The organism is Candidatus Njordibacter sp. Uisw_058, from assembly GCF_047730065.1.
Taxonomy (GTDB): Bacteria; Pseudomonadota; Gammaproteobacteria; order Pseudomonadales; family Balneatricaceae; genus Njordibacter.
This window is the reverse complement of the sequence record NZ_CP159829.1, coordinates 2,656,830-2,672,214: the sequence shown is the minus strand read 5'-3', so window position 1 is coordinate 2,672,214 and position 15,385 is coordinate 2,656,830. Positions and strand designations below refer to the sequence as shown.

Below are 15,385 nucleotides of genomic sequence, written 5' to 3'. Positions count from 1 at the left end.
AGAATATTATGAACTGTTCACATTAATTATTAGGAAAATATAAATCGGGAAAGTTGTTGTTGTGGATAACTTTTGTTATCCAAATTACAATAGCCTCTGGCGAACTTATTATGGATCTTAATTATTATGAATGAATTTTTTTATATCTTGGTTGTTGTTGTGGTACTAACTCTTTTGTGGAAAAGCTTGAAAGAATATATGGCAGCACAAAAGGATCCTCAACAATCTCAGCAAAAAGATAAGCAGCACGAACCCCATGCTACTAAAGAACTACAAGACGTTGCCAATAAGAAACATGTGTCTGATGTGGAAGCAGGTGAAGACTATTTACTATTAGCCACTGAAAAAGGTGCTGAAGCTAAACTTGCCATGCGCGAAAAGAACAATGCAAAGGCCTGGGGGCTCCTTCAGCAGCAAAAGAGTCTTTTTGGTAAATTTGCGACTAATGAGGGTAAAAGTGGGGCAGAGTCAACAGCCCTCGATGCCGGAGTTAGTAAAGAATTGGCCAACATACTTAGGCTAGATAAAAAGCATAAAGAAGCGCTTGTTCATGTTATTTACTGGATTGCGAATTCTAAATCTGTAACTAAAGATCAGGAAGGTAAACTCCAGGCTTATTTTAATCGAGCTAAGCTAAGTGGGACAGTAGTTGGTGACGTTATGGAATATTGTTTGATTGATGGCGTTAAAGAATTTTCTAGCATTCAAAAGGACGTTGATAGTTGGGAATAGTTTTTACTGGGTCACCTAGTCCAATAAATGAATAGTTATGAGATACAGCTAATCGTGTGCTAATAACTATTCTAGTAGGAGTGCGAAGCCTAGGCTACCCACAAGTCGTACTGTACCCCATTCCCAATCAGCTCTAAGACATTAGCTTGGTTTTCTGTGCCTTCAGAAAAGTCTGCCATCACTTTGTCCCAAGTTTTTTCTGGGTTATTGGCCAATTGATCCACCCACCAATCATAGCCACCACTGTCAGGGTCGCGACCAAGTACGTTGTTATACACCTTAGTGAGAAACTCGCCATTACTCGGACTAGTGCCGTAGGAAGCTCTAAATTCATCAGAGTCAATAAACCCCGCTGATACCTCTACTAGGGTCTTGCCTAAATCCATCTGTCCTATCCAATATCCTAAACCACCTTCATCCGGTGTGCGGTTAAACGCCGCCTTATAAATGCGATAGCAACTGCCACCTACTTCGCCACTGCCAATATCAAGCGCAACCGCTTTATCAGAAAATACAACCCGTTCAATGGTGCTAAAGCTATCGTTAGCGCCGGTGCTTATCTCTGTCACTGTAGAGCTACTTTCGCCCAAAGCTAGCGTGTAATTGGCCTGTGTAAGGGTGTACTTAATGGTGTCTAAACCAGTTCCTCCATTAATAGTGTCAGAGCCACCATCTGCAAAGATGGTATCGTCACCCGCATTGCCAAAAATAATATCATCTCCAGAATTACCTTTGAGAATATTGCCAAGGGAATTTCCAGTTAATGTATCAGATCCAGAACCACCATAAGCATTTTCAATCTCAATACCATATGCCAAGCCTAAAATATTTTTTTGGGACCAATTACTGTTTCCTTCAGCAGTCGAATTTGTCCCACCATTTAGGTTAATGTCATTGTTCTTGCTAAAATTACTGAAATCTAGCGTATCCTCCCCAGATGCATCCCACAGTGTTTGTACAAACGGTGTTTCAGGATCAAAGACATGGGTGGTATCACCCATATTATAAAGTGGATTTGCGCCATATAAATGTTGCAGTGGAGCAATATCATAAACCATTGGTGTCGCAGCAACTGAATAGTCAGTTCCATTAAAGTAGTAGGATGGCAGACCTTCAATAGAGTATTCCCCAGCCATAACAGTATGTTCACGATCGTTTTTATCCTCTTGAAACAGGATATTTTTATTATCATTAGGATGTTCGAGTCCTAAAGCGTGGAAGATTTCATGATAAAGAACTGTAACATCTGCAACCCCAGTTTCTGAACCAGAAACTAGTCCTTTGGCAAAGTTCCCACTTGTTGAAAATTGTTTATTGAACCAAACATCTCCGCCTCTTGGTAAACTGCTCGGTGGATCAGCAGTTGCTACAATACCCGCCCTATAATTGCCGGCTTCATCTGTAATAGTGTTGATACCAAATCGGATGGTGCCAACGTTGTCCTCTGCTTCTGTAACTTCAACAAATGTAACGTTTATGTATTTACTTATTTCCTCAAGCGCACTGCGAGTGTCTATAGCCTGCTGGGAAGTGAATGCTGTGGCAGTAATTTCTCCAACATCATCTGTATAGTTAAAAAAAGCAGAGGATTGGTTCAATCCTGGAAAACTATAACTGATAACTGTAGAAGCGTTTACCGAGTATTCCTCGGTCAGATATGGATCGCTAATCCACCTTAGTGGTTGACCGTACTTGTTATTAAATAGTGCGTCAACGTACCATTTTCCAGAAGCCGTTGTCAGTTCAGTCTGTTGGCCTGATACTAAGTAGGTTTGTTTATTTAAACTATCAGCACTCATTGATTTAGCTTTTCATCCTGAGATTTGTAAATATTTATATAAAATGACGCGTTGCTCATGCCATGCTGATGGCATAGCTCCAGGATAGGCACACCATGTTCAGGTTGCCTGTTGATAGCCAGTATTTGGCCGTCCGAATATCATGGTTTCTTCGTGCGGGTTTCCTTCGCACAGTTTACAAAGAAATTCTACTTTTGACCTCAGTTATTTTACAGGGGATTACCATCTAAACTAGGCAATCCAAATATCATATTCAACACCATTAGCAATTAAAGCCAATACACCTTCTCGGTTTTCAGGACTTTCTGAAAAGTCCATTAAGACTTTTGTCCAAGTTTTTGTAACATTATTTTCTAGTTCAGCTAACCACCAATTAAAGCCACCAGAATCAGGCTCTCTACCTAAAACATTCGTATAGACGTTAGTTAGGAAGATATTATTAGAAGGGCTGTCCCCATAGAGGACCTTAAACTCGTGTGAATCGATAAATCTAGAAGACACTTCAGAAAGCTGCATTCCCATGTCCATTTGGTCAATCCAAAAGCCTAAACCACTATGATCTGGTGATCGATTAAAGGCCGCTTTATAGAGACGGTAACAACTACCACCCACGTCGCCAGTATTGATGTCCAAGGCAACTGATTTATCAACAAACTGCACACGTTCTATGTCTTGTAAATGATCAGTGCTCGTATATCCAGATTCACTAAGTTTCCAGTGAGCAGGGCTAATGTTGACTAAGTTGTGTTGAGCCATGACAGATTCATAAATAACCTGATCGAGACCTGGTCCTCCATAAATAGAGTCAGATCCATAGCTAGGGTAGAACAAATCATTACCCTCATTACCATATAGTAAGTCTTCCCCAAAACCACTACGCAGGCTGTCGTTGCCCAGACCCCCATGCAAGTAGTCGTCCCCTTGTCCCCCTATTAGAGTATCATTACCTTGATGGCCAAAAATAGTATCATTTCCAGCGGACCCAAAAACCTCATCATCCTTGGATGTGCCATTTAGAGTATCATCACCACTTGATCCATTAATGATTGAAATATAAATACTCCTCACTTGTTCATCTGGTTTGACTGAGTATCAGTGTCTAAAACCTTAATTACTAAGGTAACATAGCCACCCTAACATTAAAAAAATATCACTTTCGCTGTTGAATCAGTGGTTTAAGATTGAGTCTGGGGCCTCTCATAACATCACTAATTCTCCCCAAACTATACATAATCTACTGATATGAGAGCATATCTTTAGGCTTTTCGAGCATGTCCTGATTCCCCAACCTTGCTTTTTGGGCTTTAATTTTGACTTGGTTGCGACTTTTTATATGGTTGATGAGTCATAGACAGGAATTATTATATTTTTCTATATCCACCGAAATCCTCAATTTTTCTATCAGGGTTTTTTCACCTATGATTGTTTAAAGACCTTTGGGTGATTGAAAAGTCTGACTAGCTTAATTGTGATGCCATTTTATTTTTGAGCCGCAAAGTCAGGTCAAATCAAATCTAAATTGGAGAAGAGGTTATAAAATCCATCCAAAATCATGAGACGATTGAGTCTCTCTATCATTAATTCCAACAAGTTCAAGCATATTAGTGACTGTTTCAGTTTCAATTCCTGAGCCACCCAAAATGTACTCATTCGTTAATCCTTTAGAAGCTGCTGTACTAGCTTTTGTAGAATTATCTAAAGCAGCATCTGCAGTAATTTTCATTGCAGCAACAGTGGAAGAGGCGGTAGCAGCAGAAGTAGTGACAGCAGCAGTTTCCGCAATAGCTTTAGAAGCGGTTGCATCATCAGCAGTACTTGATGTGGCAGCGGAAGTTGTTGTTAATTTTGCAGCCGCATTAGAAGCATCTAACGCAGCAGCAGAAACAGCTGCTGCATCAGTTACAGCAATAGCAGCTGCAGTTTGAGATGCAGTAGCAAGTGCAACATCATTTAAGTTGTACTCAGAAACTCCAATGGCCGCACCCATTCCGGCATGGTTGGAACAATAGTAGTAAAGATTGCCCGGGGTGGAGTCGGTTACCACAATTGCAATTGATGCCCCAGCCTGCCCTTGGGTGCCAGTAACTGTTACTCCAGTTGTATACGCACTTCCTTTATTAAGTGTTCCATCGCTGACTATGCTTAACCTTAAAGGATGCGCACTGAGGCTGGCATCTGAGAGATCAAAGGTATAGGTATAGCCAGATTTGAAAGTTAAAGCTTTATTCGCTTGATCACTTATTACGTAGTTGCCACCAGACGCAGTGACGATCAGGGTTTGTGGCCCAGCATAAGCAGCAGTAGCTTCATCAGCAGCAGCTTTAGAAACTTTAGCATTGGCTGACGCAGTATTATAAGCAATCGCAGCAGTATCATATTTAACGAGTGCAGCATCAACTGCAGCAGTAGCTAAAGCAGCAGCCAAAGCATTATCAGCTGAGGTTTTTACTGCAGCAGCACTAGAAACGTCAGTTGCAGCGCCAGCAGAGGCAGCGGCAGTTTGAGCTATAGCATTAGAAGCAGTTGCGTCATCAACAATACTTGATGTGGCAGCAGAAGTAGTTATTAATTTAGCGGATGCATTGGAGGCAATTAAAACAGCAGTAGAAACAGCTGCCGCATCAGTTACAACCGCTGCCGCTGCAGTTTGAAAAGCTGTGGCAAGTTCAACATTAGTAACATTTGCAGATGCAGTTTCAGCAGCTGCCTTAGAAACTTTAGCAGTGGCTACAGCAGCGTTAAAAGTAACTGCTGCTGTCTCAAATTCAACGAGTGCAGCATCAAATGCAGCAGTTTTTATAGGTTCAGCAATAGCGAGAGCCTTGGCCAAAGCATTATCAGCAGCAGTTTTTACTACAGCAGCATTAGCCAAAATATTATCAGCAGAGGTTTTTACTGCAACAACATTAGAAGCCGTAGTTGCAGCAGTTGCATCATCATCAATACTTGATGTGGCAGCAGAACTAGTTGTTAGTTTAGCAGAGGCATCAGCAAAAGCAGCAAAAGCGCTAGAAACTGCAGTTGCATCAACTGTAGCAATCACTGCCGCCGCCTGGGAGGCAGTCAAAAGTGCAACGTCATCTATAATTAATTCTCTAACCGTGTTCGCTGTAATAGTGAACACAGCTTCTTTACCAGCAAGTTCAGCCTTGTGATAGGTTTTTGGGAAGGTGACCGTAATATCTTTGTCTTGCCCAGCTTGCATGCCGATGATGCCTTCTTCAAAACCTGGAATCATGGTGTTGGAGCCAAGCACGAGGTCGTAGCCCTTGTCAGTGCCTCCATCAAACGCTAAACCATCTATTTTACCCACATAGTCTATATTGACTTGATAGCCGTCTGTAGCGGAACTTGAGACTTCAGACCACATTGAAACTGCCTCGGCAGCTGCCACGGCAGCTTTTATAGAAGCAACGGCATTAGTCTGAGCAGTATTATAAGCAACTGCAGAAGCATCAAGAGCTACCGCCGCAGAGTTGTATGCTGCAGCTGCAGCAGGCGCAGCCATACTAACTAGACTTTCAACAGTAGTATTGATGTCGAATGACTCTGTATTAGTTGATTTGTCTACTGTAGCAAGCATATTGCGAGCAGAAGAAGCTGCTGTGTCACCTGCATAAGCAGGAATCTTCACATCAGAATCAATCGCTGCTGTGAAGGCCTTCGCTACTGCGAGTTTGTTAGTAATAATTGTAGCATCACTACCTGAAGCCCCATCAAGAATGTTTTGTGCGATAGATACAGCCGTCATGGTGCCTGCAGTCAGTTGTGCAGTGTAGTATTCCAGACCACCAACGTCCGCATCTCGACCAAAAATCTGGGTGTAAAGCGTATTTACTTTAATAGTATTGGTGAGGCTGCCAAACAAAGTAGTAGCTTCTGGAGAAGTTCCAAATGAATTCATTATAGAAGCTAGGTCACCATCATTAGCAGTGAGCTGGTCTTCCCAGTACGCTAAGCCTTCGGGATCTGCGGCACGACCATAATAGGCAATGTAAACTTTTTGCACTGTATCAGTATAGGCTGCGTTTGCCATGAAAAACTCTTCCTTAAATATATATATTTGTTAAACAATGGAGACAATATATAGCCGCAAATCGGTATTTGAATGGTTAAAAACCTTCGAATACAAACAAGAAATTAATACTGCCTAGTTAAATTCAGGTTATAAATCTACCCTATTTTAAACTTTACTTATGCAGCCGACTAGCTCTATTTTTATTCATCTATAAAAAATTTAGTTAGTACTCCGAGTAAAATAATATCCGACCTTGATGCTATTTTTGCCACCCTTAAGCCTCACGTATACCTCTAGAGCATCAGACAGCTATGCACCACAAAGGTCACTACCAGTGTCGAGAGTATTTTCAAAGGGCACATTGGCAACAATAAGTAGTTTCTTTTTTACCGTCATTAGCAAATAACCGGTAATGGTGTGCAGTATGATCTATGGGTAGCTTAGACTTGCTAGGAATAAGTAAACTAGAATATTATGAACTATTCACATTAATTATTAGGAAAATATAAATCGTGAAAGTTGTTGTTGTGGCTGACTTTTGTTATCCAAATTACATCGGGGGTTCTGCTAGATATGTATATGACTTAGTTAGAGGATTCGAGGAAAATAAGATAGATTTTTTGTTAATTACGAGAAAGCAAGGTGGTGAATATTCTCTTGAGGAACAAGATATCTTTTATCAAAGGATTCGTGAACAAGGAAAAGTTCATGAAGTTAAGGGCCTAGTGAGCTATCTAGAATCAATATTTTTGGTGGGCAGTAAAGACCTTATTATGCCTCACCATCCAATCTTAGGGTTTCTATTTTCATTATTATTTTCCAAGAAAAGAATTTCTTACTTCTTTCATGGCCCACTTCACGATGAGTTTAAGGCTAGGTCTAATAGTTGGTTAGGGTTTAAGGTTAGGTTTTTTTTACAATCATTTTCTCTAAGGCGTGCTAGTAAAATATTTGTACTATCCTCGTTTATGGTCAAAGAAGTCTTGTTAATTTCATCACAGGCTAAGGTAACAGTGGTCCCAGCCATAGTTGATGTTGATAAATTTACCGTTAATGAAAATAAGTTAAAGCTTCGGGAAAAGTTTTCCATTCCTCCAGATAAGAAAGTTCTGTTCACTAGTCGGCGTTTGACCCCTAGGACAGGTGTAATAGAACTTGCAGATAGCTTTATTAAAAACTTCTCCTTTGAGGACTATCACTTAATAATTGTTGGCCAGGGCGAGTTATCACAACAACTGCAACATTTGATCAACAAATCTGAGAATATTTCTTTTTTACGTTTCGTTACTGACCATGACTTAAAACTACTCATGCGTTTGTCAGATGTGTATGTTTTACCAACAAGAAAGCTTGAGGGGTTTGGGCTGGTTGTTCTTGAAGCGCTTTCGTTAAAGCTGCCAGTTGTTGTGAGTGATTGTAGTGGAGGTGCAGTAGAGTTTATTTCTAAATATCATAATGATTTGATATTTGAATTAGATAATGTAAAAAGTTTAAAAAGATGTATAGAGTCAGCTTTATTGATAGATAAAACTAATGACGCATTGTTTAACGCTGTTATAGATTATGATTATAAAACCGTTTCGAACTATATCTATGAATCAATTTATAGATAGTTTTGTTGTTTTCGCCTGAGTTTGTATTGATGGGGGGATTACACAGCACTCCTATTCACACTAAGTGCATTTAACGACTTAGTCATCCTTGATAATAACTTGCGGATTATGACGATCTCTTTAGTTCTAAGGCCATGCACATACCTATGGTGGTTCTTTCCAAAGGTCTGGTTAATCGGCCCTGTAGATGCCCCACCGTGGCGTTTACATCGGCCATTATGAATTTTGCCCTTATGCTTATCAGATCTTTAGAAAAGAACAAGATATTCATTTACTTAAGCCTCACCAGTGTATGCCACCAGCTGTATTTTCGTAGGAACAAAAGGCGTGTTAACCTCAAGCGAGGTGGTTTTTGTTGGCCTGCCATAACCCCGATCAAGTATCGCAGTAGCTGCAGCAATCCTAGCTGAATCACTCTGGCTTGATTGCATGACTTCTACCAGCGTATCTAAGGCATTATTGGTTTACTCCCTAGCCAACTCTGACAAGTTCGACTTTAGCCCTGAGGTAGCCTTATTACCAGCTCCTGCTGGCCTACCCGAACCTTCTCTCATGCCGCCATGTGATGCCATGTTGATTTCCTTTTGATAAATCTGTCAGGTGTATTTTATCACATTAGGTTATTCGCATGCATGACCAGCCTAGCATTTACCTCGAGCTTTAGCTGCCACCCTTACCCACTCCTCACCCACTCTAACATCGATTAAGCACCTTACAGCCATACTCTAAGCTGTGTTCGCCCTTCCAGCTCTACGGTGCTACCAATGCTCATTAGCGGTGCTTAGAAATTGTTGCAAGGCGTTAAATCAGAAGTCTTCCTGTATTAATAATGAGCTTATATAGAGGTGGTATTACTCGCTATTTAGGCCACCCACAAGTCATATTGCACCCCATTACCAATCAACTCTAAGACATTAGCTTGGTTTTCTGTGCCTTCAGAAAAGTCTGCCATCACCTTATCCCAGCTTTTATCTGGGTTGTTGGTTAATTGATCCACCCACCAATCAAAGCCACCACTATCAGGGTCGCGGCCAATTACATTGTTATACACCTTAGTTAGAAACTCACCATTACTCGGATTGGTGCCGTACGAAGCTCTGAATTCATCAGAATCAATAAAACCTGCTGATACTTTCACCAAGGTCTTACCTAAATCCATTTTTTATCCAATACCCCAAACCACCTTTATCAGGTGTGCGGTTAAACGCTGTTTTATAGATGCGGTAGCAACTGCCTCCAATATCTCCAGCATCAATATCTAAGGCTACTGATTTATCATTAAAGCAGACTCGCTCAATGTCTTTTAAATGATCAACACTCAAATCTGAAATATCACTTATCATCCAAATTTTGTTGCTACTATTGAGAACTGATTGCTGGTGGATTACGTTTTGGATTTTGGTGTTTATTTCTGCCATAATATCGTTCATTTTTTTACGCCGATATGGTTTATGCCCAGTTAGGTGTTTAAGCAGTGTCTAAAAATCTAGTAATCCAAAGTCATTGCTAACAGCGAAGGTACATTGGCCAACACCAATGCACTAAACGCGATCACTGGAGTGTAAACTGGCTGTTATCCTTTAGACCTCTTTAAAGCTTAAGATTCTAGTATGTAAAATATAATTTAACGAGGTTTTTCAACATGGAATTCAAACAACTATTTACAGCTGCGATTGCAGTGGTAGTAATGAGCTCAAGTGTTTTTTCTGCCAATTTACCCAAAGGTACAGCTCATGATCCTTTACGTGTAATGATGGTACCTGCTGATACCGGTGGCGCTGATGTGGCTGAAGATTACAAACCGGTATTTGATGCTATTGCTAAACAGTACGGCGTTCACTTTAAAGTGATGTCTGGTGAAAGCTATGCCGCGGTTGTTAAAGGCTTATGTTCTGATCAAGTTGATGTTGCTTGGTTCGGCCCTGTAACATTTGGCCAAGCAAATGCAATGTGTGGCGCTGAATTGTTAGCTGTTGATATAAAAAATGGTAAATCAGTTTATTACTCAGGCATTTTTACAAAAAAAGGTAATGGAATAGAAACAATTGCTGACCTTAAAGGTAGGACGTTAGCATTAGGCGATACCTCATCTACATCATCATTTAATTTTCCATTGGCGATGATTATTGATGTGGGACTTGACCCTGTATATGATATTAAGAAAGTGATTCTAGCGGGCAGTCACACGAATTCAATTACAGCAATGAAAGTAGGCCACGTTGATGCGGCTGCAGCGTCCTTTAACTCATGGGAAAAAGCAGTTAATAAAGGCATTATCGATCCATCTAAATTCCGCGTGTTAGCTAAATCAGAGCCAATCCCTAACCCGCCTCTGGCTATGAACGTTAATATGTCCCTAGAATTGAAAGCGAAACTAAAAGAGGCATTCAATAACATTCACAACTATGTGAAGCCTGAGTTGATTCGTGGGTACGGTGGTAAAAAAGTGGATCGATACGATGTTAACTATTCAAAAAACAAAATGTTAGCAACATTGAGAAAGCTCTCAAAAGTCACAGATGAGTTGAAAGTAGAGCTTATCGATAAAGCGGGTAAGTAACATTACATCAATTGTATATTTCAGGATGGACATGAATGGCCTTAGAGAACACACAAGTTAGAGTGCCACATTATGTTGGAATGTAAAAATACATCCGTTATCTTTGATGATGGAACTAAAGGTGTTGATAACGTTAGCTTAAGTATTAGTAATGGTGAGTTTTGCGTACTACTAGGCCAATCAGGGGCGGGTAAATCTACTTTAATGAGTATGTTAAATGGTTTAGTTACCCCCACTACCGGCACTGTTTCATTGGATAGCGTTGAAATAAATAAAGTTACCAAGCGTGCTATTCAGCAACAAATAAGCATGATTTATCAACAATTGCACTTGGTGCCAAGATTATCAGTATTGCATAACGTATTAGTGGGTAAATTGTTTGATGTATCAACGTTTAAAAGTTTATTCAAATTATTCTCTAGAGAAGATGAGCGCCGTGCTTGCATGTTGTTGGACGAAGTAGATTTAGAGGAAAAACACATCTACCGCCGTGCCGTAACGTTATCAGGAGGGCAACAGCAACGGGTTGCGATTGCACGAGCTTTCATGGCAGAGCCTAAAGTTGTACTGGCAGATGAGCCAGTTTCAAGTTTAGATCCAAAGGTAAGTCGAAAGATATTAACTAGGTTAAAGTCTGCTTCACGGCAACATAATGTAGCAGTGCTATGCAGTTTGCACCAACTTGAATATGCAATTGAGTTTGCAGATCGCATTATCGCCATGCGTTGTGGGAAAGTAGTATTCGACGGAGTTCCAAGCGACTTAAATGACGGTGAATTGAAAGAAATTTATGGACATGAATACCGTGCATTAACTCCTGAAGAACGTGCATTGTTAGAGCAAAAAACATAGGCATTAGATTTAATTGAAGTCGTCGTATAAGGGGTTAATAATGTCTAAAAAGACGCATGAGACAATAGAAAAAGAATGGCAGAAATGGCATTTACACCAAATGGTGACGCCAAAAATGGTTAGCTTACTACTGCTTGTTTTTATAGCTCTCGGGTTTTCTGCCCATAACACAGAAATGGATACAGCCGCTATTAAAACAGGTGAGGCAGTTTTAGCTGCAACAGGGTTGACCGAATCAACTGTCTTGGATGGCGCTAGCAGTTTTGTGAAAGAAGCATTTCCATTCACCATTGAATCACGCAAATCAATAAATCGAATTATTGATTTTGATCGTGAAAACCTTCCAGCTTTTAGCCATATAGTAGTGGCCGATGAGAAAAGTTATGACGCATTGACTGAAACCTATGTTTTAGAAAAAAAGGAGTACTTGATCAAACCCTTTGGTTATTTATCTAAAGTGCTTGTCAAAATGTGGGAAACCATTGAAATGGGTTTTTGGGGCACCTTGTTATCAGTATTAATATCGATCCCTTTGGCTATCTTTTCAGCAAAAAACTACACTCCTAATAAAGCTATTTATTTAATTGCGCGGTTTATTTTAAGTTTCAATCGAGCAATACCCGAGTTAATCATGGCCTTGTTTTTTGTATTAATGTACGGTTTCGGTCCAATAGCTGGCATTTTTGCCTTAGCGATGCACACGAGTGGTGTGTTGGGTAAATTCTTTGCCGATGAAATTGAAAATGCACCTAAGGGGCCGCAAGATGCATTACTATCAAGTGGTGCCAATAAAGTGAAGGTGCTCTGGTATGCGGTGATACCACAAGTATTTCCTAGTTATGTCGGTTACATACAATACATTCTGGAACGTAATATTCGTACAGCAACCGTGCTAGGTATGGTTGGCGCAGGCGGCATTGGAATGGAGCTCAAAGGTCGCTGGGACATGTTTTCCTATTCTCACGTAGCAACTATCTTATTGGTCATATTGATTACCGTCATGGTGTTGGAGTATTTCAGTCAAAAAATCAGAGCTAAATCAATATAAGAATAGCCCGAACCAATAGTTGTCTAGACTTCTTAACACCACCATGAGACTTAACGTGAATGCAACGCTTACTTAACTTACCCTTTAGCTCACCCTGCAACTGTTCTCTAGCCTGAGATAGAATTCTCTTATAGCAGTCACTCCAGCGTGCCATCCAACGCCCATCAAGTTCAAAAATCGCAGGTTGGGTTAAATTAGAGTGGGAAAGTAATGTTATGAAATAAAGTATATGATCATCGACGTAATTGAGTCTAGTTAAGTGGGTCAAGAAAGCTAGCAAACCTTGGCACCTAAACCATTGACTCCTTTTTAAACCCTACACGACTGCCTGAGTAGTTATTACTACCCAAGCTGCCCTAGTCTTTACCTCGTGCCTTGGCCAAGTATGAGCATCTGTAAAACGCCTCACCAAATGCTTCGTCATCACCACGACTTATCTTATAAAAGCAGTGCTTTGGCACGTATGGTCTAGGATGCCCTCTAACAGACCATCGCTCCTGCAACCAGCCTAGCAATGCCCTGAGGAGCTGTTTATTCGTGATCCAGAAAAGGACAAGAAATGAATGATAAAAGGCATCATCACTTTCAAAACTACTTCACACTATTTTAGTAAAAGCTTTGGACCTGCTGTATCTAAACCAGACCAGGTTTACATGATCCATGCTCCTCCAATTCGGCCAGGACAATATCTATTATAAACTCTCTAATTTCAGGATCTTCGTATTCATATATAGGTATGCTAGAAATAGCATTATCCAGGTTATTAATGGGATAAACATTTACCCTCGTAACCTTTTCCCTTATTACCGTATTACCGTATTACCGTATTACCGTAGTAAATCGACCCCGTAGTAGACTCAGCCTGTAGACCAAGTGTTTTAGCAGGTTGTAGCGTTTCCTTGTCGGTGTCTACTGTCGGTTGCTTGTCGGTGGACTGTCGGAGAAACCGAATGCTTCTTTTACCTCTTGGAAACTAATTTGTAAGGGTTTTAGTAAGCTTGATTTAAGTCGATCATTACTATTAGAAATATCTTGTGATTCAAAAAAGAGTGGCTTCAACCTTCCCATATACTCGTAATAGGATGAAAGTTTTCGTGGAGGTAATCCAGTGGAAGCCCAGAACTTACAAAACCCACTATGTTTAGCTACACGGAACTGTTTTGTTGGGAGTGGGTCCCCAGCCCTACCATTTTTGGTATTTCTTGATCGGGTTAAATGAGCATTAAATATGGCATATGCTTCAGAACCGGTTAGCACGTGTGTGAACTGTAGTGTCACTCCGCCAGCTAGACTTGGTCCGTATTTACTAGCAGAATGGCGGTGGAAGGTGAGTGCGTCTCGGCCAATTTTTTGTAGTATTTCAACCATTAATTTTAATTTGTGGCTATTGGTCAAATGCTTGACGCAAGGCATGTTGTTGTTTGGATTAATTGTCAGGTGGCCACTTTCTATGGAAACTGAGTAGCCCCAGTCAAGAAGCACAGCCACTGACAGGTTGCCAGGTGCAGAATTGCAGCTCATCGCTCCGCTTGCCTATGGGGCTATATCTTCTTGTTTTGGAAACTGAGTTTTTTCTCGTTCTAAAATCCATGCTTCAATGTCGGAGACTTTCCATCTCACCATATTTGCACCTAAGTGGATAGGGGCTGGAAACTTTCCTTCTTTAATCCAGCGGTAAATCGTGGCGGGTGAAACTTTGAATAGTTGCTCGACTTGTTGGCGAGTTTGGTATGGGCTATCAAATTGGATCATCATGTCGTCCTATGGATTAAAAGCACGTGTCATGCGTACTTATTAAAGGACTATAACCTATTGTTTTAGTTAAAATAATAGCGCTTCCCGCATAAACTGTTTATGCGGGCATGTACACTTTATTAACTATTTTTTGTATGAATTATTATCCACCTATAGATGAGGTCATGGGCTTGGTCATCATAATTCCAACACCAATTAACTGTCTCACCATACTCGACCACTCTTTTATGAATTTTCCGAGCAGCATCAACCTTACTGTCCCATTCTTTCCCCTCATCTTTTTTCTCGTAAAGAGAAATTGCATATTCCTTGGTTTTAATACTTGGTTCGTGCCTTTTTAGAGCAGCAGTTGTTGGTTGTTCACTTTTAGCCATCACAGTAGAAGCCCACTTGGCATGAAGTAAAGTGGCGAAGGTTTGCTCACATAAACTTAGGAGTGGTGTTATATTTTCTTCAAAAATACCCTCTAGTGCTGGCAAGTAATGCTTTTCAATTAACTGTACACATTTAGTAACTTGCTCATAAGAAGCCTTGCCATCATCTATGGAATTACTATCGAGAACCTTTAGTAAATCTTCAGAACTAAAACTTGCAAGTGCTGCAATGACATGTCTTATGGCATTAAACCCTGTTGTAATCTGTCTCAAATGATCACCCTTGTTCCAGTTTTCTATACCGAGATGATCCCCTATTATGATAAAGATTGAGAATGCTAAACAGTCTTCTTGAGTTTTGAGTAAAGAGTACTCATTTGTTTCAAGTTGTCCTAGCTTAGATGAGAAACGTACCTCTACATCTTTTGACCATTCTTGGTATGTACTATGATTTAATGATTCATGACCATATAGTAATAAATCCAGCTTTTGAGAATAAAGAGGATCTTGGTTTGAATTAATCAAGGGCACTTTATCTTTCAACATGGCCCAGTTTATTAATATGTTTCTTATACGTGTTTCCATTTCGCATCCCTGCGACCTACAAAAAAGATACTATGCCAGTGCGGGTAGG

15 protein-coding genes are annotated in these 15,385 nt (G+C 40.4%); 6 read left to right on the top strand and 9 right to left on the bottom strand.

Going from position 1 to position 15,385, the window contains the following annotated elements; genetic code table 11:
• The first annotated feature begins 126 nt into the window (after positions 1-126).
• A complete protein-coding gene (locus tag ABXT59_RS12575) occupies positions 127-732 on the top strand; it encodes a hypothetical protein (RefSeq protein WP_443636489.1) in 606 nt (201 codons plus the stop codon).
• 89 nt (positions 733-821) lie between these two features.
• Here ABXT59_RS12575 and ABXT59_RS12570 read toward each other — a convergent pair whose 3' ends face one another.
• The 3 genes from ABXT59_RS12570 to ABXT59_RS12560 form a co-directional block, all read right to left on the bottom strand.
• Complete coding sequence (locus ABXT59_RS12570) at positions 822-2,531, bottom strand: DUF4214 domain-containing protein (RefSeq protein WP_443636487.1); 1,710 nt, start codon at positions 2,529-2,531, stop codon at positions 822-824.
• Positions 2,532-2,762: 231 nt separating this feature from the next.
• Positions 2,763-3,599: a DUF4214 domain-containing protein gene (locus ABXT59_RS12565; protein ID WP_443636486.1), complete on the bottom strand. Its 837-nt coding sequence runs from the start codon at positions 3,597-3,599 to the stop codon at positions 2,763-2,765.
• A gap of 463 nt (positions 3,600-4,062) precedes the next feature.
• Positions 4,063-6,567 carry an FKBP-type peptidyl-prolyl cis-trans isomerase gene (locus ABXT59_RS12560; RefSeq protein ID WP_443636485.1) on the bottom strand — a complete coding sequence of 835 codons (2,505 nt, stop codon included), beginning with the start codon at positions 6,565-6,567 and terminating at the stop codon, positions 4,063-4,065.
• A gap of 494 nt (positions 6,568-7,061) precedes the next feature.
• Here ABXT59_RS12560 and ABXT59_RS12555 point away from each other — a divergent pair, with 494 nt between their 5' ends.
• Complete coding sequence (locus ABXT59_RS12555; RefSeq protein ID WP_443636484.1) at positions 7,062-8,162, top strand: glycosyltransferase family 4 protein; 1,101 nt, start codon at positions 7,062-7,064, stop codon at positions 8,160-8,162.
• Between the two features lie 275 nt (positions 8,163-8,437).
• Here the strand turns inward: ABXT59_RS12555 and ABXT59_RS12550 are convergent, their stop codons facing one another.
• Entirely contained in the window at positions 8,438-8,593 is a 156-nt protein-coding gene (locus tag ABXT59_RS12550) for a hypothetical protein (protein WP_443636483.1), read from the bottom strand.
• Here ABXT59_RS12550 and ABXT59_RS12545 point away from each other — a divergent pair.
• Complete coding sequence (locus tag ABXT59_RS12545) at positions 8,592-8,750, top strand: hypothetical protein (RefSeq protein ID WP_443636481.1); 159 nt, start codon at positions 8,592-8,594, stop codon at positions 8,748-8,750. The two genes, ABXT59_RS12550 and ABXT59_RS12545, sit on opposite strands and share 2 nt — an antisense overlap.
• A 274-nt stretch (positions 8,751-9,024) precedes the next feature.
• Here the strand turns inward: ABXT59_RS12545 and ABXT59_RS12540 are convergent, their stop codons facing one another.
• Both ABXT59_RS12540 and ABXT59_RS12535 read right to left on the bottom strand, forming a co-directional pair.
• Positions 9,025-9,321: a DUF4214 domain-containing protein gene (locus ABXT59_RS12540; RefSeq protein WP_443636479.1), complete on the bottom strand. Its 297-nt coding sequence runs from the start codon at positions 9,319-9,321 to the stop codon at positions 9,025-9,027.
• Complete coding sequence (locus tag ABXT59_RS12535) at positions 9,308-9,592, bottom strand: hypothetical protein (RefSeq protein ID WP_443636478.1); 285 nt, start codon at positions 9,590-9,592, stop codon at positions 9,308-9,310. Before ABXT59_RS12535 ends, ABXT59_RS12540 begins: the two co-directional genes overlap by 14 nt.
• 212 nt (positions 9,593-9,804) lie before the next feature.
• Between ABXT59_RS12535 and ABXT59_RS12530 the strand changes: the two genes are divergently transcribed.
• The 3 genes from ABXT59_RS12530 to phnE all read left to right on the top strand — a co-directional run bounded on the left by ABXT59_RS12530 (position 9,805) and on the right by phnE (position 12,622).
• Positions 9,805-10,722, top strand: coding sequence for a phosphate/phosphite/phosphonate ABC transporter substrate-binding protein (locus ABXT59_RS12530; protein ID WP_443636477.1), 918 nt, complete (start codon positions 9,805-9,807; stop codon positions 10,720-10,722).
• 72 nt (positions 10,723-10,794) lie between these two features.
• Complete coding sequence (gene phnC, locus ABXT59_RS12525; RefSeq protein WP_443636476.1) at positions 10,795-11,574, top strand: phosphonate ABC transporter ATP-binding protein; 780 nt, start codon at positions 10,795-10,797, stop codon at positions 11,572-11,574.
• A 40-nt stretch (positions 11,575-11,614) separates the two neighbouring features.
• A complete protein-coding gene (gene phnE / locus ABXT59_RS12520; RefSeq protein WP_443636475.1) occupies positions 11,615-12,622 on the top strand; it encodes a phosphonate ABC transporter, permease protein PhnE in 1,008 nt (335 codons plus the stop codon).
• A 909-nt stretch (positions 12,623-13,531) separates the two neighbouring features.
• On the opposite strand, the gene ABXT59_RS12515 is transcribed toward phnE, so the two are convergent.
• From ABXT59_RS12515 to ABXT59_RS12505, 3 genes are all read right to left on the bottom strand, one after another.
• Entirely contained in the window at positions 13,532-14,143 is a 612-nt protein-coding gene (locus ABXT59_RS12515) for a hypothetical protein (protein ID WP_443636474.1), read from the bottom strand.
• A gap of 12 nt (positions 14,144-14,155) precedes the next feature.
• A complete protein-coding gene (locus ABXT59_RS12510; protein ID WP_443636473.1) occupies positions 14,156-14,377 on the bottom strand; it encodes a helix-turn-helix transcriptional regulator in 222 nt (73 codons plus the stop codon).
• A gap of 119 nt (positions 14,378-14,496) precedes the next feature.
• Positions 14,497-15,336: a hypothetical protein gene (locus ABXT59_RS12505; RefSeq protein ID WP_443636472.1), complete on the bottom strand. Its 840-nt coding sequence runs from the start codon at positions 15,334-15,336 to the stop codon at positions 14,497-14,499.
• Between the last annotated feature and the right edge of the window lie 49 nt (positions 15,337-15,385).